General features: G+C 62.6%; 22 protein-coding genes. 9 read left to right on the forward strand and 13 right to left on the reverse strand.

The genetic code is table 11. The features are described from left to right. Positions 1-78 precede the first annotated feature (78 nt). Positions 79-525 carry a hypothetical protein gene (locus PKE80_RS10445; protein WP_271182405.1) on the reverse strand — a complete coding sequence of 149 codons (447 nt, stop codon included), beginning with the start codon at positions 523-525 and terminating at the stop codon, positions 79-81. A gap of 197 nt (positions 526-722) precedes the next feature. Between PKE80_RS10445 and PKE80_RS10450 the strand changes: the two genes are divergently transcribed. Continuing rightward, entirely contained in the window at positions 723-1,595 is an 873-nt protein-coding gene (locus tag PKE80_RS10450) for a fumarylacetoacetate hydrolase family protein (protein WP_271182406.1), read from the forward strand. A gap of 17 nt (positions 1,596-1,612) precedes the next feature. On the opposite strand, the gene PKE80_RS10455 is transcribed toward PKE80_RS10450, so the two are convergent. Then, positions 1,613-2,839 (reverse strand): capsule polysaccharide biogenesis protein, encoded by a 1,227-nt coding sequence (locus tag PKE80_RS10455; RefSeq protein ID WP_271182407.1) that lies wholly within the window; start codon positions 2,837-2,839, stop codon positions 1,613-1,615. Between the two features lie 301 nt (positions 2,840-3,140). Here PKE80_RS10455 and PKE80_RS10460 point away from each other — a divergent pair, with 301 nt between their 5' ends. After that, positions 3,141-4,598: an LTA synthase family protein gene (locus PKE80_RS10460; protein ID WP_271182408.1), complete on the forward strand. Its 1,458-nt coding sequence runs from the start codon at positions 3,141-3,143 to the stop codon at positions 4,596-4,598. Between the two features lie 15 nt (positions 4,599-4,613). Here the strand turns inward: PKE80_RS10460 and PKE80_RS10465 are convergent, their stop codons facing one another. Further along, positions 4,614-5,417 carry an SDR family NAD(P)-dependent oxidoreductase gene (locus tag PKE80_RS10465; RefSeq protein ID WP_271182409.1) on the reverse strand — a complete coding sequence of 268 codons (804 nt, stop codon included), beginning with the start codon at positions 5,415-5,417 and terminating at the stop codon, positions 4,614-4,616. A 70-nt stretch (positions 5,418-5,487) separates the two neighbouring features. Here PKE80_RS10465 and PKE80_RS10470 point away from each other — a divergent pair, with 70 nt between their 5' ends. Both PKE80_RS10470 and PKE80_RS10475 read left to right on the forward strand, forming a co-directional pair. Further along, positions 5,488-6,162 carry a sterol desaturase family protein gene (locus PKE80_RS10470; protein ID WP_271182410.1) on the forward strand — a complete coding sequence of 225 codons (675 nt, stop codon included), beginning with the start codon at positions 5,488-5,490 and terminating at the stop codon, positions 6,160-6,162. Next, positions 6,159-6,926 (forward strand): aspartyl/asparaginyl beta-hydroxylase domain-containing protein, encoded by a 768-nt coding sequence (locus PKE80_RS10475; protein WP_271182411.1) that lies wholly within the window; start codon positions 6,159-6,161, stop codon positions 6,924-6,926. The genes PKE80_RS10470 and PKE80_RS10475 overlap by 4 nt, the downstream gene beginning before the upstream one ends. Before the next feature lie 67 nt (positions 6,927-6,993). Here the strand turns inward: PKE80_RS10475 and PKE80_RS10480 are convergent, their stop codons facing one another. From PKE80_RS10480 to PKE80_RS10500, 5 genes are read right to left on the reverse strand one after another with little or no spacing between them, the layout of a single operon-like run. Beyond that, the gene (locus PKE80_RS10480; RefSeq protein ID WP_271182412.1) at positions 6,994-8,184 is read right to left on the reverse strand and encodes a glycosyltransferase family 4 protein; all 1,191 of its coding nucleotides are present in this window, start codon (positions 8,182-8,184) and stop codon (positions 6,994-6,996) included. Then, positions 8,181-9,830 (reverse strand): capsular polysaccharide export protein, LipB/KpsS family, encoded by a 1,650-nt coding sequence (locus PKE80_RS10485; protein ID WP_271182413.1) that lies wholly within the window; start codon positions 9,828-9,830, stop codon positions 8,181-8,183. Before PKE80_RS10485 ends, PKE80_RS10480 begins: the two co-directional genes overlap by 4 nt. Beyond that, the gene (locus PKE80_RS10490; RefSeq protein WP_271182414.1) at positions 9,827-10,432 is read right to left on the reverse strand and encodes a histidine phosphatase family protein; all 606 of its coding nucleotides are present in this window, start codon (positions 10,430-10,432) and stop codon (positions 9,827-9,829) included. Before PKE80_RS10490 ends, PKE80_RS10485 begins: the two co-directional genes overlap by 4 nt. A gap of 12 nt (positions 10,433-10,444) precedes the next feature. Next, a complete protein-coding gene (locus PKE80_RS10495) occupies positions 10,445-11,254 on the reverse strand; it encodes a 3-deoxy-manno-octulosonate cytidylyltransferase (protein ID WP_271182415.1) in 810 nt (269 codons plus the stop codon). A 2-nt stretch (positions 11,255-11,256) separates the two neighbouring features. Further along, positions 11,257-12,243, reverse strand: coding sequence for a KpsF/GutQ family sugar-phosphate isomerase (locus PKE80_RS10500; protein ID WP_271182416.1), 987 nt, complete (start codon positions 12,241-12,243; stop codon positions 11,257-11,259). 261 nt (positions 12,244-12,504) lie between these two features. Here PKE80_RS10500 and kdsA point away from each other — a divergent pair, with 261 nt between their 5' ends. From kdsA to PKE80_RS10525, 5 genes are all read left to right on the forward strand, one after another. Continuing rightward, positions 12,505-13,332: a 3-deoxy-8-phosphooctulonate synthase gene (gene kdsA / locus PKE80_RS10505; protein ID WP_271182417.1), complete on the forward strand. Its 828-nt coding sequence runs from the start codon at positions 12,505-12,507 to the stop codon at positions 13,330-13,332. A gap of 79 nt (positions 13,333-13,411) precedes the next feature. Further along, positions 13,412-14,458, forward strand: coding sequence for a phytanoyl-CoA dioxygenase family protein (locus PKE80_RS10510; protein ID WP_271182418.1), 1,047 nt, complete (start codon positions 13,412-13,414; stop codon positions 14,456-14,458). A 291-nt stretch (positions 14,459-14,749) separates the two neighbouring features. After that, entirely contained in the window at positions 14,750-16,408 is a 1,659-nt protein-coding gene (locus PKE80_RS10515) for a glycosyltransferase family 2 protein (protein WP_271182419.1), read from the forward strand. 159 nt (positions 16,409-16,567) lie between these two features. Further along, positions 16,568-17,689 (forward strand): UDP-galactopyranose mutase, encoded by a 1,122-nt coding sequence (gene glf, locus PKE80_RS10520; protein ID WP_271182420.1) that lies wholly within the window; start codon positions 16,568-16,570, stop codon positions 17,687-17,689. 56 nt (positions 17,690-17,745) lie between these two features. After that, positions 17,746-19,638: a glycosyltransferase family 2 protein gene (locus tag PKE80_RS10525; RefSeq protein WP_271182421.1), complete on the forward strand. Its 1,893-nt coding sequence runs from the start codon at positions 17,746-17,748 to the stop codon at positions 19,636-19,638. Between the two features lie 86 nt (positions 19,639-19,724). Here PKE80_RS10525 and PKE80_RS10530 read toward each other — a convergent pair whose 3' ends face one another. The 5 genes from PKE80_RS10530 to PKE80_RS10550 all read right to left on the reverse strand — a co-directional run bounded on the left by PKE80_RS10530 (position 19,725) and on the right by PKE80_RS10550 (position 25,015). Continuing rightward, the gene (locus PKE80_RS10530; protein WP_271182422.1) at positions 19,725-21,026 is read right to left on the reverse strand and encodes a hypothetical protein; all 1,302 of its coding nucleotides are present in this window, start codon (positions 21,024-21,026) and stop codon (positions 19,725-19,727) included. A gap of 58 nt (positions 21,027-21,084) precedes the next feature. Then, a complete protein-coding gene (locus PKE80_RS10535) occupies positions 21,085-21,750 on the reverse strand; it encodes an ABC transporter ATP-binding protein (protein ID WP_271182423.1) in 666 nt (221 codons plus the stop codon). After that, entirely contained in the window at positions 21,747-22,532 is a 786-nt protein-coding gene (locus tag PKE80_RS10540) for an ABC transporter permease (protein WP_271182424.1), read from the reverse strand. The genes PKE80_RS10535 and PKE80_RS10540 overlap by 4 nt, the downstream gene beginning before the upstream one ends. Continuing rightward, a complete protein-coding gene (locus tag PKE80_RS10545; protein ID WP_271182425.1) occupies positions 22,529-23,647 on the reverse strand; it encodes a KpsE/RkpR family capsule polysaccharide export protein in 1,119 nt (372 codons plus the stop codon). Before PKE80_RS10545 ends, PKE80_RS10540 begins: the two co-directional genes overlap by 4 nt. 78 nt (positions 23,648-23,725) lie before the next feature. After that, entirely contained in the window at positions 23,726-25,015 is a 1,290-nt protein-coding gene (locus tag PKE80_RS10550; protein WP_271182426.1) for a polysaccharide biosynthesis/export family protein, read from the reverse strand. Between the last annotated feature and the right edge of the window lie 15 nt (positions 25,016-25,030).

Raw genomic sequence — 25,030 nt, forward strand, 5'->3', positions numbered from 1 at the left:
TGAACGACTTCGACAAACTCAGCCTGAGCGGTATCGGAAGTTTACACGACTTTCGCTCACCCTGAGCTTGTCGAAGGGTCAGGCTCCAGCCTTCGCCTCTTTGCACAACCGGAAAGAGCGCGCTTGGACGACTTGCGTCATCGGCATGCCGAGCGGCGTACGCAGGGTATTGTCGTGGTCGACCAGAAGAGAACCGCGCCGCTCGCCGTCATTGAACATCATGGTCACGGGCATGTTGTCCCCGCCCCACTTGTCCTTGCCGTACTTTACCATGACCCAGACCTGGATGCCTTCGTAGCGCGCGCCGCCCGCGCAACTGTAGCAGACATCGACCGGGAGCGGCCCCGCCTTGCCCGCGGCCGTTTCGAGGAAGACCCCCGCCGGGCTCGCGATCACGCGCGGCTGCCGGGTACAGTCGCCGCCCCGCGCGTACCTGCCATAGAGGTCCTTGGGAACCGGCATCGACTGGCTCAGCGCCGGCGTGGCGAGCAGCAATGCGACCAAGACGGACGAACGGCGCAGCATCGACGAATCCCCTTCACGACACGAAAACCTGCGGCCATCATTCCCCGGCGGCGTACGGCTGTCATCCGGAATACTCCCAAGGGCATTTCTGGACGATCGCGATGGCTCCCCGGACTCCCGGCAATTGTCCCTTGCGCCCTGCGTGCCAAGGCGCCTGCCAAAGCTCGTACCAACGGGAAAGGCGTGAAAGGGAAGCAATGAAGATCTGCCGCTATCAGCTGCGAGATGGTGAGCCGGTCCGTCTCGGCGTCGTGCGCGGCGATGCGGTCCATGACGTCACCGCCGTCACCGAAGACCTTCCCGCATTGCGCTGGCCCTTTCCGCCGGGCGATCAGATCATCGCCCATCTCGATGCGCTGCGTCCGCAGATGAAAGCGCTGGCCGACAGCGTCGAGGGAACCCCCATCGCCCATGTCCTTTTGCGGAATCCCGTCGCCAATCCGGGAAAGTTCGTCTGCGGCGCGGGTAACTTCGAGGAAGTGCTGGCGGCCGGCGGCCATCCCCGCCGCCTCGGCCTGCTCTTCAAGATGACCAGCGCCGCTGCCGGGCCATCCGACGGCGTGGTCCTGCGCTGGCCCGAGCGCACCACATTCCACGAGATGGAAATCGCAATCGTCATCGGCAAGGCGGGTACCGAAATCCCGGCTTCCAAGGCACTCGACCATGTCGCAGGCTACTGCATCGGCCTCGACATGACGATGCAGGGCAGCGAGTTTCCCAGCTTCGGCAAGAGCTTCGATACCTACGGCGTGATGGGTCCGTGGCTCACCACGCGCGACGAAATCGCCGATCCGGATACCCTCGACTTCCGTCTCACCGTCAATGGCGAGGACCGGCAGGTCGACAATACCCGTCGTCTGGTCCTCGGCATCGCCGATCTGGTCGAGCATGCCGCCTCGGTGATGACGCTGCATCCGGGCGACGTGATCTTCTCAGGCACGCCGCCACGTTCGATAGGGCCGGTCGTACCCGGGGACACCATGTATGCGTGGGCGGAAGGACTTGGCGAAATGACCGTCGCGGTCACCGGCGGTCCGGGACGCAAGACGCCACTGGACGGGATGAGGTGAATAATACCCCCCGTTGATCACTCCGGTGCGATCGGCCTGCCTTCAAGCCGTGCAACGGCGTGACGAACGACCTTTTCCAGTGCTTCTTCCGAGAAGAAACCACCCGGAATCAGGCACTGCTCGATCAGTACCCGGCGAAAGGCTGCGAACGTCCCCGCATCAGGCGCCACTGGGCTGCACCAGAAATCGTCGAGCCCGTTCTGGCAGGTGAGGTCGGGCACGTCGTAGACGGCATGGCCCAGCACGACCACCGGAACACCGGCGGCCAGCGCGAACGTCCCGCTGGTGCTGTTGATTGTAACGACACCCCGTGAACCGTGCGTTACCGCGACGATGTCGCCCCAGCCCAGATAATCGACCCGTTCGCTGACCCCGAACAAGGCCGCCATGTCTGCGGTGACCTGTCGCCAGTCGCGCACGCCGTTGTCGAGTGGATGCTCCTTGACGACCAGCCGGGTTCCCGCCGGGGCGTGAGCGGCGAACGAGCAGATCACCAGCCTGAGCGCGTCGGCTATTCCGGCGAAGGGAGAATGGAGCCGGATCTGCGCATCGGAATCAAGTTGCAGCGGGAAGAGAAAATAGGGTTCATCCGCAGCCTCCAGTCTGGCCAGGAGTTCGACGGCGTCAACCTCGCGTTCCTTGCGGCGACGCAGCTTGCGCCACCAGCCCATGCCCTCGACCACCGGATGCCAAGGTCGATGGTTGCTCCAACCGGGATACCAGCGGCGAGTCAGCACGTCGGCGGCATTGTACAGCAACCCTTCCACCGCGCGGCGGCGGAACGAGGCGGTTACCCGAGCGTGTGGCGGAACCGGGGGCAAGGCGGCCGCAGTCTCGCGATACCACTGCGGATCGCGCGGCAGCGAGGAATGGCCGTTGACCCCTCCCAGTTCCAGCGTCACCCAGTCGGGGCGGATATACCCTTCCTCGAAGACGTGAACCGGCACGCCCATCTCGCGGCAGAGGCGGATCGCGGGCATGTGATAGTCCCGGCAGTCACCAAACAGGGTAACGTCTGTAATACCCTTGTCCCGGAGAAGTTGGGCGAAAAACGCGGGCCATTCGTCGAGCGTTCCGCGATATTCGATACCGTTCGGAAGGCGCCAGAACGCACGGTCGCCGCCATTGAAGTTTACCTTGTGGACGCGGTGCCCGGCACGGATCAGTTCCTGTCCAAGACGACGGAACAGCGGCCCCATCAGGCCTTGCAGCAACAGTACGGTTCGCGGACCCTCGACAGGCATTGGAGGGAGTAAGGTAGAAATCTTCGACATTCGCGAAAAACAAGCTCCGAAGTGGTTCAAATACGAGAACGATGCCTCGCCCGTTCGCACGTCCACTCTGTTCTCAATACGTTACTGTGCACTGCGGGACGCGGCAACCCTGCCCCCGGTTATCTCCTTCAGACGGAGACCTCACCCCGCGACCTTGAACGGTCTTGCTGCACCTCGCCGCCCGGGCCGCTCTTTCCTCCGCCCCGATGGCCCGCTATCAGCCGCTACGCATGCGGGACCGGTTCCCTAAGCGATAAGGCACGGCAGGAAGGTGACGGCAGGTATCCTGACATTCGCGGGCGCACTGATCGGCTCGCTTCTGATCGACGCGCTGGTACGACCGCGCCCCGCGAAGCTGCGTCGCATGTCCGGCCTAGCATTGCTGACGTGCATGGCAACGACGCTCTATGGTCTGTTCCTGGCGCTGTGCGGCAACGGCGCGGTGGCGATGGTGCTGACGCTGGCGGTGCAGTCACTGCTCGTGCTCGCCTCCAACGCCAAGTACGCGATGCTCGGCGAGCCTTTGCTGTTCTCGGACCTCGCGTTGGTCGGCGCGGTCTTCCGCCATCCACAGTTTTATCTATCAGCGGTGCGCCTGTGGCAACGCACGGCGGCCGGACTGGTCGCCATCGTACTGTGCGGCACGGTAATCCGACTTTCACATGCCGATCCGGTCGCCCATGCGACCGGCTTCATCCTGCTCTTCGCGGGATCGGGAGCGCTATCACTCGCTTTGCGCCTGCCTGCCTGGCGCAAGCTGGCATCGATACCTGACGCTGCCGGGGATACGCTCGCTCTAGGGCTTCTCCCGACGGTGCTCCTCTACTGGCGGCGCTGGAAGGCCATCGCCGATCCGCCGCCATGTACGCAGCTGGCGCGCAGGCCTGCGACACATGCGACCGAACTCGTCGTCATCATCCAGTGTGAAAGTTTCGCCGACCCGGTCGAACTGTTCGACGATGGCCACCTTGCCCTGCCCGGGCTGGCGAAGGCCCGCGAGCAAGCGATGCAATGGGGCAACCTGAACGTCAGCGGTTTCGGCGCCTATACCATGCGCACGGAATACGGCGTGCTGTTCGGCCGGGACGAGGAGGCACTGGGGTTTCGGCGCTACGATCCTTTTCTGACAGCGAGAATGGAGGGCAGTTACGCGCTCCCCTCAAGGTTAGGCGGATGGCGCTCGCTGTTCGTCCACCCGCACGACATGCGCTTCTACGGACGCGACGCCATCATGCCCTCCGGCGGCTTTGCCGAACTGGTTGGCGAAGACGCCTTCGCCCCACCGACACCAGACGAAGGGCGCTACGTCACGGATGCGGCGATGACCGAGGTGATTCTTTCGAGGGCAGCAGCTGCGGCCGGACCAAGCCTGATCTACGCCGTCACCATCCAGAACCACGGCCCCTGGGCGCCCGATGCCCGCGGCGGCGGCAATCCGGACCTTGTGGACGGCTATATGCGTCTGGTACGTCACGGTGACGCCATGCTCACGACACTGACGGAGCAGCTTGCAACGCTGGGCCGCCCGGCACTGCTGGTATTCTTCGGCGACCATCGGCCGAGCATTCCGGGCGCCTCCGTCCCCGGCGGCCCCAGGCATACACCTTACGTGATGGTGCGATTGGACGGCACGGGCAACCTCCTGACCGGCGAGAATCGGCGCGCGGACCTGACCCCGGCCCAGTTGCACCATGCTGTGCTCGACACGGTACTGGGTCCATCTGCCTGACTCTGGGGTCGCGCTTCAGGTGGCCTTGTCGGGAGGAGACAACCCCGCCAGCACCCGGTCGCGCAATGGCCGGGGCAACAGCCGGTCTACCCAGCGCAGGACAACGAAAGGCCATGGCAGCACCAGATGCGCCTTGCCCGAAGCCGCCGCCTTGCCGATGCGAGCCGCCACGACTTCGGGCGCCAGTAGCATCGGCCGGGGGCCAGGCACCTTGCGGCCCGCCGCGGTATCGATGAACCCTGGAGAAACCAGCGTCACGCTTACCCCGTAAGGCTTCACGGCAAGCCGCAGTGCATCGGCAAAACGCGCGAGGCCTGCTTTCGTCCCTGAATAGGCTGTGGCGAATGGAAGCGCATGGAAAGCCGCCGCACTACCTATCAGCACGATGCGACCACGGCCGCGCGAGACCATGCGCTCGGCCATGGCGGTCGCCATCGCTGCGGGTGCCGTGAAGTTGACGGCACCCAGGTGGGCTACCTGCATCGCACGCTCGATCCGCTCGCCCGGGACGCGGATGTCCCCTCTGCCTGAGCAGAATATCGCGATGTCGAACGACGCGGCCGAGTCCTCTCCCTCCAGTGCGACTATGGCGGCCGGAACGTCGGTTATGTCGAGGCTGCGCGTCGCCACCTTGGCGCCCGCCGCGCGGCAATCGCGCGCCACCATCTCCAGCCGCGCGTGATCCCGCCCCCACAAGTCCAGCAGAATACCCGGTGCGGCATAGAATCGCGCCAGCGCTCCCCCGAGGCCGCCCGACGCGCCGGTCACGAGAATGCGACTCGTCCGATCGCCAAGGGTATCGGCAAACGACTCCGTCATCGCCGAAGTACTCCACGGCACACTCGTCCAATTCTTGTCATATGTTCATCTCGACTGGAGGCGTTTCGACTTGACAGGCAAACCCTCCTACTGTCCAGCATCGAAGCCGATGCCCGCTCCGGTTTCCAACTCCCCTCGCATCCGACTGTTCAAAAGTGAACGTCTGGAAAAGCTTACACTCATCTCGCCGAGAACTTTCGCACTGAGCTGGGGATTCATGCTACCCCTGATCGCCTTGGTCGGATGGATCAATGCCGGTCGGCATCCGGACACTGCGGCCTTTGCCGGACTGATCGCTGCCGGCGTCATCGCATGGACGCTTTTCGAGTATGTCATGCACCGCTACCTGTTCCATTTGGAAAGCGACCGGCCTGTCGTGAAGTGGTTCGTCTATCTGATCCACGGCAATCACCATGCCAGCCCCAACGATCCCCTGCGCGGCCTGATGCCCTTGCCGGTCAGCGTATCGGTGGGAGGGTTGGTCTGGCTTGCATGTCTGGCCGTTCGGGGCGCAAGCGGCACGTGGCTGCTGCTTGGGTTCATGACGGGGTACGTGACGTACGACGCCGTGCACTTCGCATGCCACCAGTGGCCCATGCGCGGCCGGATCGGCGGCTTGTTCAAGCGCCACCACATGCGCCATCACTACGTCGACGAGGATGCGAACTTCGCCATATCGGCGCTGTTCTGGGACCGTATATTCGGAACGCACATCCGCTCGCTCAAGCGTGAGAATACCGGATGAACTGGCAGCAGACCGTCAACGCACGAGGCTGGAAGGTCCCATTCGTCAACAAATCGCTGTTCCAGATCGGCAAGGATCTGCGCCCCAGGATCGATGCGGTGATCATGCGAAACTCGCGGATCCCCGACGCCGCGATCCATGACAAGGCATTCTTTCCCTGGATCGCGGAGCTGGAGCATAACTGGCAAGCAATTCGCGACGAAGCCGTGCGCATTCGCGCCGAGGACATTCCTTCGCTCGGCGACCTCTCATTCGATCACGGTCGCATCGCGGCCGACCGGCGCTGGCGGGCTTTCTTCCTCAAGGGCTATGGCTATCGCATGCCCGGAAACGCCGCCCGCGCACCGGTGACGGCGGCGCTGATCGAAAAGGTGCCCGGGCTGGTGACCGCCAACTTCTCGGTCATGGAAGCGGGCGGTCATATCCCGCGCCACTGGGGCATGACCAAGGGCATGCTCACCTACCATCTGGCGCTCAAGGCCCCGCGCGAGCGCGAGAAATGCCGCATGCATATCGAAGAGGGTGAAACCCTCCACGTCATGCACTGGAAGGATGGAAACTCGTTCCTTTTCGATGACATGTACAACCATGAAGTGTGGAACGAGAGCGAAGACGATCGCTACATCCTGCTTATCCAAATCAAGCGCCCCTGTCGCTTCTGGGGCAATCTGCTTCAGAACCTGTTCCTCCAGGCCGTGCGCCACTCGCGCTTTGTGAAGGACATTCGCAAGGCCATCGAGCGCGGGGCGAACGGCACGAATTGATGCTGAAACCCAGCGATCTCGACGCATCGAATGAAGCATCCGCTTCGCAAGCGACCGGCGACGGTAATCAGCCCGACTGAAGCAGTTCGATAGCCCGGGTCACGACCGCCATATGCTCCGGCCAGCTCGGGTTATGCCACCCCGGCAGGCGAGCCAGTTGCGCCTGGTGCAGATCGCCTCGCAAGGTATGGTCGAGGATCGCCGCCTTCCAGCCCGGTCCATCGAGGGGATCGAGATAATCGGGCACTGCGCCACCCACTTCACGCAATGCAGACAGATCGCTGCAGATGACCGGCGTACCGACGGATAGCGCTTCGGCTACCGGCATGCCGTACCCTTCCGCAAACGAAGGCATGAGCAACGCACGGGCACCGCGCAGCAACGAAGACAGACGCATATCCGGACAACCGCCCAATTCCTCGACATGACCGGAAAGCGCCGGACAGCGCTCGAGCATGTCGATCACCTGCTCGTTCTCCCAGCCACGCCGGCCGATGACAATGAGACGCGGGACTTCCTGAACAGGCAAGGTCTCCGCCAGGTGTCGCCAAAGATGAAGCAATAGCAGATGGTTCTTGCGCGGCTCTATCGTGCCAAGACAGACGAAGTATGGGCGACCATCACCGGTATCCGGCACTGCGGGCGGCAATGCCTCGGTGCCCAACAGCGCGACGTGGATCGGCGTGCCGGGCTCCAGCCAGGGTTGCAAGGCACGCCCCGTCGCGGCAGAATTGACGACGGCCGCCCCCCTGCCTTGCGCAGTCGCCATGGCCACGGTCTCCATCCGGCGCTTGTGAAGCGCTGCACCGGACGGGCGTGCGTATTCGGGAAACTCGATGGGAATGAGATCGTGCACGAGGCACAGGAACCTGGCCTGTTCCCGCTGTAGTATCCGTCGCACCTTGGCCATGTTGGTGAGGTGATGCGGGGATGCCTGCACATACACGCCTTGCGAAGCGGCCGCTTTTCCCATCGGCAGCAGTGCCGCCAGTTGCGGCAGCACGGAATGCAGCGAACGCTGCCGGGGACCATCCTCCCGGCTGGACCACCGGCGTTCGAGCTCGTCCAGGTAATCCAGCGCGGCCCGGTGCGGCACGCGGCCGTAGCATCCCAGCGGGTGTACGGCGGAAAAGGCCATTTCCTGCCCGTAATGCGACAGCAGCCCGCGCGCATAGGCCATCTCCACCCGATCGACTCCCGAGGGAGTCGAATAGCGGATTCGCGAGATCAGACGGGAGATATCGAGAATGACGCTCATCGAAAAATACCCATCAATTTGCCCTGCCAACGGCGCAGCGGCATTATCCATCGCAGGCGGTTGGTCGCCTTTCTTGCAGCCATGCGCCCCACCAGCACCTCGGGCGGGCAGGGCAATCCTGTCACCGGGTCGAGGTAACGCGGGTAAAGGATCAGCACCCCCGCTACGAGTGCATCGAGCGGCAGTTTTCGGGTCCTTCGGGCGGGCACTTCGCCCAGATCGCGGGTCAAGCCCCAGCCGGCATAGAACGGAGTGCCGTGGCAGGTGACCTCCCGCCCCCGCATCAGGGCCTCGAACCCGGTGAGGGAGGTCAACACGTGCACCGCATCGACCGCATCGAGCAATGGCGCCATTCCGCCCCCGCGCGCGATGCGGTCGGCATGCTTGAGGATTTCGGAATCGGGGACAGCGCCCCGGCGATGGCCGGCGTCCACGTCGGGATGCGGACGAAACCATATCTCGGCATCGGGTTCCAGCGTGCGCGCTCGGCGCACCAGTTCAAGGTTAGAGGTTAGCCCGCCCCCGCCCGCAAGCACCGACATATCATCCTCCACCTGACCGGGAACCAGGACGAGGCGTTTTCCGGGAAGGCGGGCGGGTAATATTACAAGCCCGGTTTCGGCGGAATACTTGCTGATCCCGGCCGAAATGATGGCCTTGCGCAGGATCGCCGCGCGCTCGATCAGCGGGGGGGCAATCTCCGCATCATCAAGAATGCTTTCGAGATCGCTGGGCGTGCGCGGGTCGAAATGGATGCCCGAGACATCCACCACGATCGATGACGGCGGCACGAGATCGACACCAAGCCCGACCGATCGAACGAAACCGTCTTCCACCCGGACCAGCGGCACGGCGTCTCTGTCGGCCGCGGCCAACAGCGCGGGCGAGACGCGCGAAGGCCAGATCGCAACCGCCCCGTCCCCGCCGCGACGGGCCTTGCGGGCGATCCGCAGGGCCTTCATCGCCGAGGATACGATCGCGAGGCTGCGCCCGGGATGCCAGAGAAACCGGCGAATTTCCTTCCGCTTCCACCACGCCATGCCGCAAGCCGCGACGATGGCGCGATTAGTATCGAGGCTCCGGCGCCATGTTGCCAGCAGGCCGACTACCGCCTCAACATTCGAGGCCAAGCCGGTAAAGGGATCGCGCCAGCCTGCACCGGACAAGGCCAGCGCGGCCAGTCGATCGAGCGTGGCATCGTCGTCATGCGGTCTGCCGAACCGGCCGGAAGACAGCACTTCCACCGGCACTCCCAGGGTCCGCGCAAGAACTATCCATTCATCGTCGCCATGCGCGACGAGCCGTCCCGCTCCCGGCAGGACCGTCCAGGGATCGACATCTTCGCGCCACTCTTCATCGATGAGCTTGCGTGACCAGCGCCTGTTGCGAGACGGCAGGATCCACACCGCATCCCGGCAACGCATGGCATCGATTTCCGAAGGATCGCGGGGCTTGAGCACGACGCCGGCGGGACGTACCAGCCCCGAGGGCGCGGCCCAGAACCGGCCCCCTACGCGCGCATCTCTGACGAGCGCGAACAAGGACGCGGCATCGGCGGACGTCCCGCCCGTCTCCCCCGAGACCGATACGGTGGCGTCGGCCCAGGGAAACGGGGGCGCGCGCAGCACGGGAAGATTGCCGGTCACGGCCGGCGCCCCCAGTCCGCCAATCGCAATACGCCGTCCCTTTCCCTGCGGATTATGCCGTAAGAACCGGTTCGCAGTTTCAGCCCCGCCGGTCCTGTCTCCGTCAGCCCTGCCGCGACCAACCCGAAACGGGCAGCACCATTGCTCGTCACAATCAGCACTTCGCCCAGGGCTGTAGAAAAGAGATCGCGCCAGGCAGCAATGCGTGCCGGGGCATCGACGTGCCAATCCGGAGGTGGCACGGCGTGTTCATCCCATGCCGCCAGCGCATCGTATCCGATACGGGCCAGAACATCGGCTTCCGGCCTGTTCTCGTCCGGGCCGTGATCGATTTCGCGCAGCCATTCGCAGGGCTGCGGTTGCGAAACTTTGGGCAGATGCCGCAGGATCGCCTGTGCCGTCTGTCGCGTGCGAGCCAGCGGGGACACCAGCACTTGCGCGAAATTCCAGTCCAGAGCGGCAAAATGCCGTCCGAGCGCCTCGCCTTGCTCGTGCCCTGCCGCCGTCAGCGGCAGGTCGGTGGCCGCACCGATCCTGCGCGGCGCCTCTGCGGCCTCAAAGGTATTCCCATGACGAACGATGACGAATGCGGACTCTGGCATCAGAGCGCGCTATCAGCCCGGGAAAGGATCGCCTAGTCGCGCGATCGCTTCTTCCGCCATCGCGAGATCCGCTGGCGTATCGATACCGGACATTGCGTGCGAAGGAGGATCGACTTCGACGGTTGCGATGGTCCGGCCAGCCTCGAGGAAACGCAGTTGCTCAAGGCCCTCAAGGACTTCGTACGTACCTTGCGGCGCGGCGGCAAACCACTCCAGCGCAGCCATGCGGTATCCATAGAGGCCCAGGTGCTGCCAGACCGGCGATTTGGGAAACGACATGCGCAGCTCCTCTTCAGAGCGTATGGCGGGCAGGATCGCCTTGGAAAACCACACCGCCTGCCCGCGTGCGTCCCGGATGCAGGTGGTCCCGCTGAAAGGTGCCGCCAGCTTGTGCGCGCGCAGCCGGTCGAGCCTTGCCCAGTCGAGCTGGAAGACGGGTGTAGCCACGTCCGCCCCGCCCCGACGCAAGGCCGCAACCAGCCCGGCCAACACGGCGGGCGGCACAAAGGGTGCGTCACCCTGAAGATTCACCACCAGTTCCGGTCGTTCGGACCGTTCCGCCGCTGCCGCGAAGGCGCGTGACGAGCCCGAATCGCATTCCCGCGAAGTCATGACCGCTTCGACGCCAAGCGCCTGCGCATGCGCGGCAATGCGATCGTCGTCGGTAGCGGCAACGACTTCGCAGTTGCCCACGAGATCGGCCGCCTGCCGGGCGACCGCAATCACACGCTCCAGCATGGTGCGGCCCCCTATCTGCATCAGCGGCTTTCCCGGCATCCGCGTGGAACCATAGCGCGCCGGAACAACGATGAGATCAGGCAACCTCAGGCAACCCCAGTCCTGACGATGTCATGTATATGAACGATGCCGGCAAGCGTGCCCTGCTGCTCGACGAACAGTACGGAGACGGCGTTCTCGTTGAGTATGCGCAGCGCTTCGGAAGCCAGGATGTCGGGAGCGACGGTGAGAGGATTTTCCGACATGTGCAGGCCGATGTTATCTTCGAGCGAATGCACCGCTATGCAGCGCCGCAGGTCGCCGTCCGTAAACGCTCCCACCAGGCGCCCATCCGCATCAACTACGGCGGTGCAGCCGTACCGCTTGCGGCTCATCTCCAGGGTCGCACTGATGAGCGTGGCATCCCGACCCACACGCGGGACCGCTTCGCCGACGCCCATAATTTCCCCCACCGTGCAGAGCTTCGCCCCAAGCTGGCCGCCCGGATGGAAGACCCTGAAGTCGGAGGAGGTGAAGCCGCGGGCTTCTATGAGGGCCACCGCTAGCGCATCGCCCAGCACAAGCTGCAGCGTGGTGGACGACGTGGGCGCCAGTTCGTTCGGGCAAGCCTCACGAACGGGGGGCATCGCAAGGCAAATGTCAGCCGCCCGGCCCGCCGTGCTGTGCGCATGCGAAGTGGCGACGATCAGCGTCACGCCGTAGATCCGGCAATAGTGGAAGATGTCACCCAACTCTGCCGTCTCGCCCGACCACGTGATCGCGAGGACCACGTCCTGCGGAGTGATGACACCGAGGTCACCATGACTCGCCTCGCCGGGATGCAGATAGAGGGCGGACGTTCCAGTGGAACGCATCGTCGCGGCAATCTTGCGTGCGATGTGCCCGCTTTTGCCCATGCCGGTTACAATAACTCGCCCTCGCGTCGCGGCGAGGGTCTGGATAGCGCGATCAACCTCGTTGCCGAGGGCAGGCGACTGCAGAGCGGTCCTGAGCGCTTCGAGCGCTTCGAGTTCGATGTCCAGTGTTTTCAACGCGGATGCGGAAGACCGTGTCTGGAAAAGTGCTTTTGTCATACCGCCTTGATTCTCGTCATAACTGGTTGCTTGCAATCATTAATTGGCGACTGATGACGCTCCCGTGAATCAATCCGATCGTAGCGCGCGGGGATTGCCAGCCAGTTTTTTCCGGGCCAAGGGAAACGCCGTATCGCGATCCTTGCCCGATGTCATCGCCGGTCTGACCGGGAACATCCGGCAAGCCTGGGGACTTCAAAATTTTAACTTGCCGGATTTGCGCTACCCATAACTACCCATCGGCTGACCAGGGCTCACACCATGATTCTTTGCGGACATCTGATTGCTCCGAAAACGCCTCTATTCGCAATTGCCGGGCCATGCGTCATCGAAAGCGAGGAGTTGACGCTTTCCATCGCCGAAACGCTTGCCGCAGTGGCGCAGCGGCTGGGAATTTTCCTTATTTTCAAAAGTTCCTTCGACAAGGCCAACCGGAGTTCGGACAAGTCCTTTCGGGGATTAGGCATGGAAGAAGGCCTGCGCATCCTGGAGAAGGTGCGTGCCGAAACCGGTTTGCCGGTGATTACCGATGTCCACGAAATTGCGCAGGTTTCCGCTGTGGCCGGAGTCGTGGACGTGCTGCAGACCCCCGCGTTTCTCGCCCGGCAGACCGACTTCATCGCTTCGGTGGCCACCTCCGGCAAGCCGGTCAACATCAAGAAGGCCCAGTTCATGGCGCCAGCCGACATGAAACAGGTCGTCGCCAAGGCCCGCAACGCCGCCACCGCCGCCGGAAAGGAGGCCGACGCCTTCTTGCTGTGCGAGCGCGGCACGTCATTCGGCTACAATACGCTGGTTTCCGACATGCGCGGGCTGTCGATCATGGCCGAGACCGGCTGTCCCGTCGTCTTCGACGCCACACATTCGGTCCAGCAGCCCGGCGGCCTTGGCGAACGATCCGGCGGCCAGCGCGAATATGTCCCGCTTCTCGCACGCGCCGCGGTCGCGGCAGGGGTCGCGGGCGTGTTCATGGAAACGCATCCGGATCCGGAAAACGCGCTTTCCGACGGCCCGAATGCACTGCCTCTCGCCCATTTCGAACCTCTTCTCGCCCGGCTTATGGCCATCGACGAGGTGGTGAAAGCATAGCGCCAATTCGCCCCGGCCTCCGTCCAAGCTGCCGTATTTCCGGTTGCATCGGACATTCGCCGGGCGCAATCGGCCAAGTATGCCTGCTATTGACAGAAAATCGACGATCAGGACTTTGCTGCTCTTGCCGTTTTCGGCCCTGCAGCTGCTGACGGGTGCCAAGAGCTTTCTGGACAATCCATTGATCGGGTCGCGGAGACTGAACACACTTGGCCTTCACGTCGCGCGGGTCAGGCTGGCGGCGGCGATGTGTGCCTGGCGCAGGCGCCGCCTTGCCCCCATGGTGCGTGCCGACTGGCGCGCGGCGTTTGATCGCGACGGTTTCGTGGTCATTCAGGAGATTGTTCCTCCCGGAGAGTTCGCCGAACTTCGCGCCGCTGTGCTTGCCTACGAAGGCCCCGCCCGGGAAATGCGGCAGGGCGATGCCGTAACCCGCAGGCTGGCGATCGATCCTGCAATGCTCACGGCGATTCCAGCCTTGCGCGCGATGCTGGAGCGCAAGGATCTGGTGGCACTGTTTCACTATGTGGCCAGTTTTCGGACCACCCCGCTTCACTACGTCCAGACCATCGTGAGCCATGACGGGTCGAACGAGACCGATCCTCAAGAGACAATTCACGCCGACAGCTTCCACTCCTCGCTCAAGGCCTGGCTGTTCCTGAATCCCGTAGCCCAAGACGAAGGACCGTTTACGTTCGTTCGGGGATCGCATCGCTTCACCCCGGAGCGCCTCGCCTGGGAACACCAGCGCTCCCTGGCCTGCCCGCAGACGACCGACCGCCTCTCCGCGCGAGGGTCCCCCCGTGTGCCGGAACATGAACGCACCGCGATGAACCTTCCCCTGCCCGAGGGACTGGCCGTCCCGGGCAACACGCTGATAGTTGCCGACACGGTGGGGTTTCACGCGCGCGGCGCCTCGGCTCGCCCGAGCGAACGAGTGGAAATCTGGTCATATGCGCGCCGCAATCCTTTCCTGCCGTGGCTGGGCGGAGACGTTCTCAGCCTCCCGGGTATTGCGGAACGGCGGGTGAATTGGCTCTGGAGCGTGCGCGACAGATTTGAGAAGTACGTGGGACAACCGTGGCGTCCGGTAGGCAGGCGTGCACCCGTCGATGACGGGAGCTAGGGTCGAAATCTTGCGATCGTGAAGGACAAGATGGGCAAAGGCTCTCGTACTTTCTCTCCGTCATCGTCGCATTCGTCGCAAAGAACTGGAGGATTGATGCGATTGCCTGCCCGCAACCTTGCCCGGACGTCCTATAATGCATAACGAGTCGAGAATCCTCCCAAGCCCTACCGAGACCAGCGACGCCAAGACGCAAACCCTGCGATGAGTGTGACTATTCGCCAGCGGCACGGCCGCCCCCCTTTTGTTCTGCATCGCCTGTCCCGGGAGCCGAATCGAGCCACGACGCCGGTGATCCGGCACGATGGCCTGTTCGACATCTTTCCGGAAAGTTACTGGGCGCGCTTCACTGCGCTCGAAAGCGTTTCGCTGCGCTGTCATCTACGTGCACCGGCCCGGCTGCGGCTGCTTCGCCGTCGGCTGGATGACGTCGGAGGAGAAGCGCTACTGGCTGAAACCTCCTGGAGCCCGGGGACCGAAACGGACGAGGTGGAATTGTCGGCATCGTTGGCCCCGGCGGACGGACCGGACAGTTGTCTGCTGCTGGAGATCATACCGACCGGCCCTCATACTGATCCAGTAATTTCTGCTGCCTGGGAAAGCGCGCAGGCGCCCGAACGCACGCCACGCATCGGCGTGGTGATCACCACTTTCAACCGCGAGCCGTTCCTCGTGTCCAACCTCGCTCGCCTGCACCGGCACATGGCCGGCGGCTGCGCGGTGGTGGTCAACCACGGCGAACCCGGGCTTGAACAACGGCTGCGCGGGCAAGTTCCGACCGATCCCGCGATCCGCTGGATCGACCAGGAAAACAGCGGCGGTGCCGGTGGCTTCACGCGCGGAATGGTCGAACATCACGCCGCAGGCGACATCACTCACGTCCTGCTGATGGACGATGACATCGACATGCCTGACGATCTCGTCGAACGGACAGCCGCGATCCTCTCCTTCGCTCGCCCAGAAATCTGTCTGGGCGGAGCCATGTTCGACTATCATGCGCGTACGCAGTTGTTCAGCGCCGGCGACATGCTGCTTCCCGGCAGCTTCGGCATCGGCCATGTCGTACCACCCGACGGCTGTGACATCGCGACAGCGGCAGGAGTGGACTTCCTGGCCCGCGTGCATCGCCCCGACTTCAACGGCTGGTGGTGCTTTGCTTTCCCGATCGAGGCGCTGGAACAGGTCGGGCTACCGATGCCCTGCTTCATCCGCGGCGACGACGTGGAATTCGGCTATCGCCTGAAGCGTGCCGGAATGCCGACCCTGGGATGGCCCGGCCTGGCGGTATGGCACATGCCCTTCGCTGGCAAATCCGCCCCGTGGCACATGTTCTACGATCGGCGTAACAGCCTCTTTGCCAATGCCCTCCATCGCCGGATCGGCAGGCTGAAAGCCGTCGGCAAGTTGGTTGGCGGCTTTACTCATCATCTGCTGCGCTACGATTACGACCGTGTGCGAGCGATGACGTTCGGCATCGCCGCCTTCAATGCCGGTCCTGCCGCGATGGCGTGCTGGACGCATCGGGAACATGCCCAACTCATAGCTGCGACCTCGGCGATGGCTTTGGCAAGCGATGAGGCGGACGGCGGAAAAGCCTCGAGTGCACTCACCCTGCCCCCCATCCGGCTTTCCGGCTTCGCACGCTCTCTTCGCATGGTGGGACGGCTGGTGCTGGATCTGTGTGGCCTTCCAGTCGGCAGAGCGACACCCTACGTGCTCCCGCATGGCGATCACTGGCGACCGGACTATACGCAGCGCCCGTCGCTGGTGATCGAACAGGATGGTAATGGCGGCACTGCGCGGGTTTATCGCCGCGACCCGGCAGAGAGCCGCCGTGCCATGCTGCGCTGCCTCAGGGCCATGACAGGCATGCTGGTGCGCTTTCATCAGGACGTCCCTCAGGCCGCGCTTGGAACTACGCTCGGCGTGACTGCCACATCGGCACATTAACAGATTGTCATCCGTCGATTTTATGACGAGTTATTCTGTTGCTTTGAGAAAATTCGCCATTACCGCCGCCAATCGACTCTCCTTTCTTCCTGCGGTCATCCAGTGCGTCTTCTGTTGCCGACCACACCGCTACCGACTTTCTGACGAGGCTTGTGAATCATGCGAATTTGTATTGTAGGTGCCGGATTCTCCGGTGCGGTGATCGCGCGGATGCTCGCCGAAAAGGGCATCACCAGCCTAGTCCTGGACGAGCGGGATCATCTCGCCGGCAATTGTCACACAGAACGTGATCCGGAAACCGGGGTGATGGTTCACAAGTACGGCCCGCATATCTTCCACACCGGAATCGAGCGCGTCTGGGAATTCATCAACCGTCACGGCGTGATGATGCCCTACGTCAACCGCGTGAAGGCGAACGTCGCCAACAAGGTCTATTCGCTGCCGGTCAACCTACACACGATCAACCAGTTCTTCGGCGAGGCATTCTCTCCCGCCGAGGCACGCGCTTTCGTCGAATCCAAGGCACGCATGGACATCAGCGATCCGCAGACCTTCGAGGAGCAGGCGCTGCGCTTTGTAGGGAACGACCTCTACGAAGCATTCTTCAAGGGCTATACCCGCAAGCAGTGGGGCTGTGAGCCGAGCGAGCTTCCTGCGTCGATCCTCAAGCGCCTGCCGCTGCGCTTCAACTACGACGACAACTACTTCAACCACCCATACCAGGGCATGCCGCGCGACGGCTACACCGCGATCGTGGCCAGCATCCTCGACCATCCGGGTATCGAGGTCCGTCTGGGCGCGCGCCATGAGGACCTGACGGAAGATTTCGCGCACACGTTCTATTCCGGGCCGCTAGATCGCTATTTCAATTACGACCTGGGCCGCCTCGGCTATCGCACCCTGGACTTCGTCCCCGAGCGCGCCGAGGGCGATTATCAGGGAACCGCGGTCATCAACTACCCGGACGAAACCGTACCCTTCACACGCATCTCCGAACACAAGCATTTTGCACCCTGGGAAGCTGCGGACTTCGAAAAGACGATTGTGTTCCGCGAGTACAGCCGGCTGTGCGGCCCTGACGACATCCCCTATTATCCGATCCGCATGGTGGCCGAAACACAGCTGCTAGAGCAGTACGAAGCCCGCGCAGCGCAGGAAAAGGGCGTCACGTTCGTCGGGCGCCTGGGAACCTACCAGTACCTCGACATGGACGTGACGATTGACCGGGCCATGGACGTGGCCGAGGCCTATCTCGCCGACCGCCAAGCGGTGGAGGTCTAACGCCGATGCCACACTCTGCCGAGGCAGCCAGCTACGCGCCGTTCTTCCCGATCAACATGCGCCCGCTCGAAGTACGCTATCCGTTGTACTTTGAAGGCGAGCCCCCCTCGACCGCAAACGGCTGCCCGCTGGTCCTGGGAGGACATTCCCTCACGGTCGATGGGGCTATGAGTTCGCTCTATGACCGTGAGGTTTTCGGCACGACGCGGGTCGAACGCTTCCGATTGCGCTTGCGCCTCAAGGGGGCGGCCGAAGTCGGCTTGCTGCATACCGACCAGAATGGTCACCGTCGCGTTGCATCGACCGCTCACAGCGGCGGCGGCAAGGACGTCTACCGCTATGTCGGCAACTATCTGATCTCCGAAACGACGGTCGACCCCTACCGGCATGAGCACGAGATCGTGATGCCGTTCGAGATCGTCACCGCCGATGGCGTATCAGGGCGCTGGAGCTTCACCGTGACGCCGCTGTTTGGCGCAGTGGAAGTGCTCTCGGCCGACTGGGAGATCGGCGCCACGCCGCAGCGCGAAGTCACCCCGGCCTTCGTCATCTGCACCTTCAATCGTGTCTCTCAGTTGCAGAACAACCTCGCAACCCTGAAGCACATTCTCGATGCCGAAACTGCAAACTGGCGGGTGATCGTCGTCGATAACGCCCGCACATTTTCTGTCCAACCGGGCCTTTCGACCGAGCGCATCCAGGTGATCGCTCAGAAGAACGTCGGCGGGGCAGGCGGTTTCGGACGCGGGATTCACGTGGCGCTGGACGATTCCTCGTCAAGCCACATCATCCTCCTTGATGACGATGCCGACATCGATGCGGTTTCGATCGCGAGGATGCTGAATTTGTTCCGCTTCCAGGTCGAAGACGAGGATTTTGTAGGCGGCGTGCAGATGGACGTCTACGACCCGGTAAAGCTGGCTGATGCAAGCGCCTACTGGCGAGCCGACCGCTTCGAGACCGTGGAGGCGCGTATGCCGCCGTCACGTCTCGACACACCGGAGGCCAAGAACGCTCTCGCCCGCAACATGTACACGAACTTCAACGGTTGGTGGCTGTTCGGCGGGAGCAAGGCCGCATTCTCCCGCAATGGCATGCCATTGCCGATCTTTGTCCATCTCGACGACGTGGACTACGGAGTCCGCGCCGACATTGCCGGTCGCAGAACATGGACCGTGCCCGGCATCGCGGTGTGGCACGAACCGTATTACGCCAAAGTCGAAGGCTGGTTCGCATTCTACAATATCCGCAACGAACTGATCCGCCTCAGCGGCCACCTGCCCCGCATGATTGACCGCATGATGAACGACGGCTTCGTGCTGCAGGCTAAGCCGCAACGCATGCTCGCCAAGCGCCTTAAGCGCGTGGAGAAGCAGCTGCGAGCACGCTTCCGCAATTTCGTCAGCACGAATCAGTACGGTTCGGCTTACCTCCTAAGCATGGCGGTGGAACGCTTCCTCGATGGCCCCGCGGCGTTCCGGGACGAGGATTTCGATGCCGTACATCAGGGGGTGATGGCGCAGTACAAGCGCTTCAACGCCAATTATCGCAAGCTGGACCGGCTGCCGGTCGGGCGCATGGCAATCGGGCCGGGCAACGCCAGGGGCAAGGTCTATCGCTTCCTGCAGCGACACAGCTTCAATGGCCACAAACTACCTACGCTGGCCTCGAATCCGTTCCGCCGTCTCGTGGTGTTTCCCCAGCGTATGGACATCAGCTGGACGGCGATGCCCATGCAGTCCGATTTCGCCTATAGCGATCCCGACAATGGCGCCCTGCATTACTTCGGCTTCGCTCCGGACGTCTATGCCGAGATCGGCAAGCACTTCGACAAGGTGATCAAGCGATATGCCCGCGAAAGCGAGCAGGCAGGCGCCCAGTGGGCCGGTGCCTACGACGACATCACCTCTCGAGAATACTGGTCCCAGTTGATTGCCAGTTTCGACTGAATGAAGGGCGGGGCGGCTCGAGCCGCCCTCCTCTCTCTCTCTCTCTCTCTCTCTCTCTCTCTCTCTCTCTCTCTCTCTCCTGCCGCCTAATGGGCCCGCCACGCTGTTCCGTCACAGGCCACGAATGCGCTTTCGTGGCCGCCACCCCGTGTGACTTCCTGCCGCCAGCGTGTGACGGGCTCGGCAAGATCGGTGACAAAAGCTATGGACCCTGCGCTGGTGCCTCCGCATCGGGGCAGGGCCGCGAGGGCAGTCCCAGTGATCTGCACTAGTGTCGAAGTTAGATGGCCCTGCGCATCGATGCTCGCGAGGTCCGCATCATCCGCCGCGTTGCGCAGCCTCAGCAGAGTTCCCGCAGGCGCCTTGTCGCTGGCCCTGCGTAGCGTTACCGTATCGTTCCCATTCGCAAGTTGTCCCGCCGCGAACACCGTACCCGCAAATGCAGGGGCGTTGGAAAAGACTATGCCCGCACCGACCGTGCAGCCTTGCGGATTGCTGTCGCGCGGACAGGCGGGATCCCCCACCGCCCCGTAATAAGTGGTCTGGATATCGATCGGGATGCGCGATGCGTTGACTTCAAGGCCCTTGGCAGCGTTTTGCACGACGAGAGCCTTGCCCCAGGCGCCCGTGGTCCGCTGCAACAGCACCCCCTGCATCCCCGAGCCCTGATGGGGACCTCCCGCGCCTCCCCCCGTCAGCAACATACCGATAAGACCTGCGCCGTTCGCGGATGTCACGGCGCCCGGAGCGGATACATCCACGTTCAGATCGATTTCGAATGGCTTGTAGATGCCTGTCCCTATCCGATCTGCTGCATGAACGTTCTGCACCAGGTTGAGCACCTCCTGGACATTGCCATCTGCGGTGTTGCCGTTGCTGTCCGCCCCCATATAGCCCAGCACTTGGGACATCGCCCCGCGCGCCGGCCCGATCAATTCCTGCGCCCAGCCCTGAGTGGTATCCGCCCCCGCCTGTGGCGCCGGCAAGTCACGCCACACCTGCCAGGAGCCAGCACTGGTGTTGTAGCCGTTGGTCAAGGTATGATTGAAGCCATTCACTCCCGCTGCCCCTGGACCGGCAAAAATGGCCTGCGCCGAACTGCGGATAGTGATCGACCCCGCCACACCTCGCAGAGGGTTGCGGGATAAATGATAACGACCTGCCGGGATCACGACCTCTCCACCGACACCCGCTGCCGCGATTGCTCGGGCGAGGGCAGGAGCACTGTCGGCCTCTCCCTTGCCATCAGCTCCATAGGCGGAAATGTCCGCGGCCTGGCCTTTGCCATCGGCCTCCGCGGTCCGCTCAGGATTGTCCTGAGCGGCAGCTAGAGTCGCAGGAGCTGCCATCATCAGGATGGCGGTGCAGAAGTGAGCGATCCTTGGCATAGCAGCCTCCTGATGGCTGAACAGACAGATGACCGGGCGAGGCGGCCAGCCGGAATAGTTATCCGAACCAGCTCTCGTGGAAGTGAATTCCTTCCTCGATGTCTTCAAACCGGTGGAGTTCCCCTCCCCGTACGACATAAACAAGATTGCAGTTCTCACGGATGAAATGCATCTCGTGAGTGATGATCACCATCGTCTTGTGCCGCCGCTTGTCGAGCAGTTCAGTGCGGCTCTTTTCTTGGAAATGCTTGTCTCCGACCGCGATCACCTCGTCGATGATTAGGCAGTCGAAATCGATCGCCATGGATATGGCGAAGGCAAGTCTGGCACGCATGCCTGAGGAATATGTGCGTACGGGTTCGCGCAGGAAATGCCCCAATTCGGAAAAATCCTGCACGAAGCCATACAGCGCCTTGGGATCCTGCCCATAGACACGGCAGATGAACTTGAAGTTGTCGTATCCCGTCAGGCTCGACTGAAACCCGCCCACGAAGCCCATCGGCCACGAGATGCTCATTCCTCGTGTGACCTTGCCGCGCGTCGGTTCCTCGGCACCGCTCACGATACGCACCAAGGTCGATTTGCCCGCGCCATTAGGGCCGAGCACGCCGATCTTGTCCCCCGGCCGGATCGTTAGCGAGACATCGTCGAGCACACGATGTGGTCCCGCCCGGGTGCGGTAGATCTTCGTAATGTTTTCAAGAGTGATCGGGCCGGGGGTCATTCCGGGGTGATCTCCCGCGCGATCTTGCGCAATTGCGCCAGCCCGAGTACCGTCAGAACGGTGTTCACGGTCACTAGATAACCGACGTCGTAATGGGCGTGGAACTTCGAGCCAAAGAAACCCTCTCGCACTATCTCGACCCCGTTCACCATCGGAAGATAGAGGGCCAGCTTTTGCAATGCGGTGGGCAGCGCATCGACCTGGAACGCGGCGCCCGACAATGGCACAAGGAGGTACTGTGCCGGATGCCACAGCTTCTCCACGAATTCGTGCTCTTCCGACACAGCGCCGGCCAGGATCGCCAGACCGACCCCAAACCAGGCGAGCAGGGTCCAGCCAGCAATAACTTCCGCTAAATTTTCAGGCCAAGTTATATCGTCGGACATCATGCCGAAGATGAACGACACGACCACGAAGGACGCCGTCGCGCCGATAACTTCCAGCAGCAGACGCGACAGGTAGATGTCGATTGGCTTGATGTTGCGGTGATAGAGCAACGACAGGTTCGGCTCGATGGCGCCAATGGTGCGGAACCCCATGTTGCGCCACAACAGGATGCTGGAGTACCCCGTCACGGCGAAGGCCACGATCGGCAGCGATGACCCGTGCACCGCATGAAACGCCGACCACAGCGCTGCGACGCCCAGGGTGAAGATCATGGGTTCCACGAACAGCCACAGAAAACCGATGTTGTGCCGGCCGTAGCGGGTCAGCACCTCGCGCATCAGCAGGGCATGGATCACCCTGCCCTGAACGCGCGCGGAGCCGATCAGGCTGCTCATTCCATATGGTCCCGCACACTGGCGAGCAGCATCGAGAAGATACCCCAGGCCATCAGTCCCATGACGAGCGTAGCAAAGATGCCGCGCAGGCGATGCGGCTCAAGGGCGTCATCGGGTAGACCGGGCTGGACGATGCGCTCTACGTAAGCCTGCTTGCGCTGGGCATCGAGCCGAGCTTCCTCCAGCGCCGACAGGGTTGCGGCCAGCTGCTTGTCGGCGAATTGGCTGTCGAGTTGAAGGCGTTGGTATTCCACCGCAGCGCTGGACAGCGAACCATCTTTTCCACGCCCCCCCGCAGCCTTGGCCGTTTCGTCTGCGATTGATTTCTCGAGCCCTGCGATGCGAGCATCGAAAGCGCTCAGTTCCGAACTGTTGGAAGCCAACGCGCGGATCTGGTCTCGCTGGATGCGCGCGGCAATCAGTTCGTCCTGCAGCTTCGATACCATCTGAAGCTGGAGACCTGCCTGCTTCTCGGGGTCGACCAGGCCGGCCCGGTTCCGGTATTCCGCTAGAGCACGCGCAGTCTCGTCGACCTGGCCGCGGGACCGCTTGACTTCCTCGGTAGCGGACGCGACCAAATCCTTCTGCGCCCTCGAATTGAGCCGATTCACCAACTGCTCTGCCTGATGCAGCAATGCTTCGTTGAATGCCTTGGCCTCCGCCGCCGTGTAAGCCCGCACCTCGAGGGTCGTGATCGAAGTTGCGGTCTCGTGCTGAACGGTTACCTTGTTCGAAAAATATTGATACAGGGCTTCGAAGGAGCCATCCAGGCCCAGCGTATTGAAACGATTGAACGCTGAGATAGCGGACGAACCGTACGCCCTGGCGACAATACCGCCCCGATTGATGTCACGCAGTGCGTCACGAGACTGCAGATAGTCGTTAGCAACGTAGATCTCTTCGCCTGCGCTGGAATAGCCTACTGACTTGAGCAATACGCCGAAGCCGGTTGTTTCCGGCTTGTTGGGGCTACGTACGACAAAGCGCGACTCAGAAATATAGACATCGCTGGCCAGCAGTCCGAAATAAAGGATCGCGAGCAACGTCGGCACCGATACGCACACGTGAAAAAGGACACCTACTCCGGCGGACTTCTTCAAAAGGCGCTTGAACATGCTTTGCATCGCAATTCTTTTCACATCGCCGGGCGGACCGCCGCCTCAGGCCTGGGGAATAATCGAAGGCTGTAACGCTCAGAGCCCGGCGGCCTGGACGGTCACGACTGGATAAATGGCGGCGCCGATAATGTTCACGAACTTCTGCAAATCGGCGACCGGTGCATTGGTGACGTAGACGATATCGCGATCCCTTATCGCAAAGTGCTGTGCCGCGAAGAAAGTGGCCGGATCGCGCAGGTCCGCACGGTAGATGACCGGCACCTTGCCATCACCATCTGTCACACCAGCAAGGTCCGCGCCGGGCAGTACCGTCACCATCGTTGCGGCATCCTCAAGTCGAAACACGAAGATGCCACCCGGATTGGCCCGATCGTCGCGCAGTCCGCCGATCCGGCCCAGGGCCTGCGCCAGAGTGATGCCCCGCGCTTCGAACTTGATCTCATCATTGCGACCAGTCGCACCAAGCACGGTGAAGCTGCGAGGCTGATAACTAACCGTGAGCACGTCGGCAGGGCGCAAGAAGATATTGTCGCCGGGCGAGGCGATGACCTGATCCAGCGGCATCTGGACACTCCGCCCGTCACGAGTGATCTGCAGACTGACTTTTTCGACCGGCTCACTTGGGCCGCCCGCAGCGGCGATGGCGTCGAGCACACGTTCGCCCCGTGAAGTCAGCGGCATGCGGATGCTTGATCGCACTTGGCCGACCACTGTAACCGCCGACGCAGCACCGCGCAGGCTGACCAGAGCCTGCGGCTGATGCGCCTTGCCCCTCAATCGCGCGACGATTTTCGCCGCGACCTGCTGCGGCGTGCTGCCTGACACGTCGATGAGGCCCGCGAACGGAACCATGATGCGTCCCTCCGCATCGACCTCGATATCGGGCAGCGCCATGCCACGCTGTCCTCCGGCCGTCGCAGCGGCCGAAGTAAGCGGTGCGGATGATGCGAATAGCACGGCGGGAGGTGCTTCGTAGAGAGTAATCTGCAGCGCGTCACCCGGACCTATGACCGAGCCGTAAGGCCTGCCTGCCCCGAATGTCGGCCCGAATGTTTCAGGTGCGTCCAATCCCTCAAGCTTGCGTGCAAGCGGGGCATCGACACCCAACAACAATGCAGCGCGGCCATCGGTTCGACCATCATCTCTGGTCGCCCGCTTGATCTGACCAAGCGAAGGTCCATCGCCCCCCATGATAGCATTGCCCGCGCAGCCGGACAGACCGACGAATGCGAGTGCACCCACGAGCGCACCTTTCAAGAACCCGCTCCGCGGCAAAAGCGGCTTCTGGGTCGATGAAAGAATTTGCGATGTAAAGGACGGCGCCGGTTTCGCAGCTGTCACACCGGCAGCGAGATGAGCTTTCATGAGGCCGACCTAGCT

Source organism: Novosphingobium resinovorum, assembly GCF_027922145.1.
In the GTDB taxonomy this organism is placed as follows: Bacteria; Pseudomonadota; Alphaproteobacteria; order Sphingomonadales; family Sphingomonadaceae; genus Novosphingobium; species Novosphingobium resinovorum.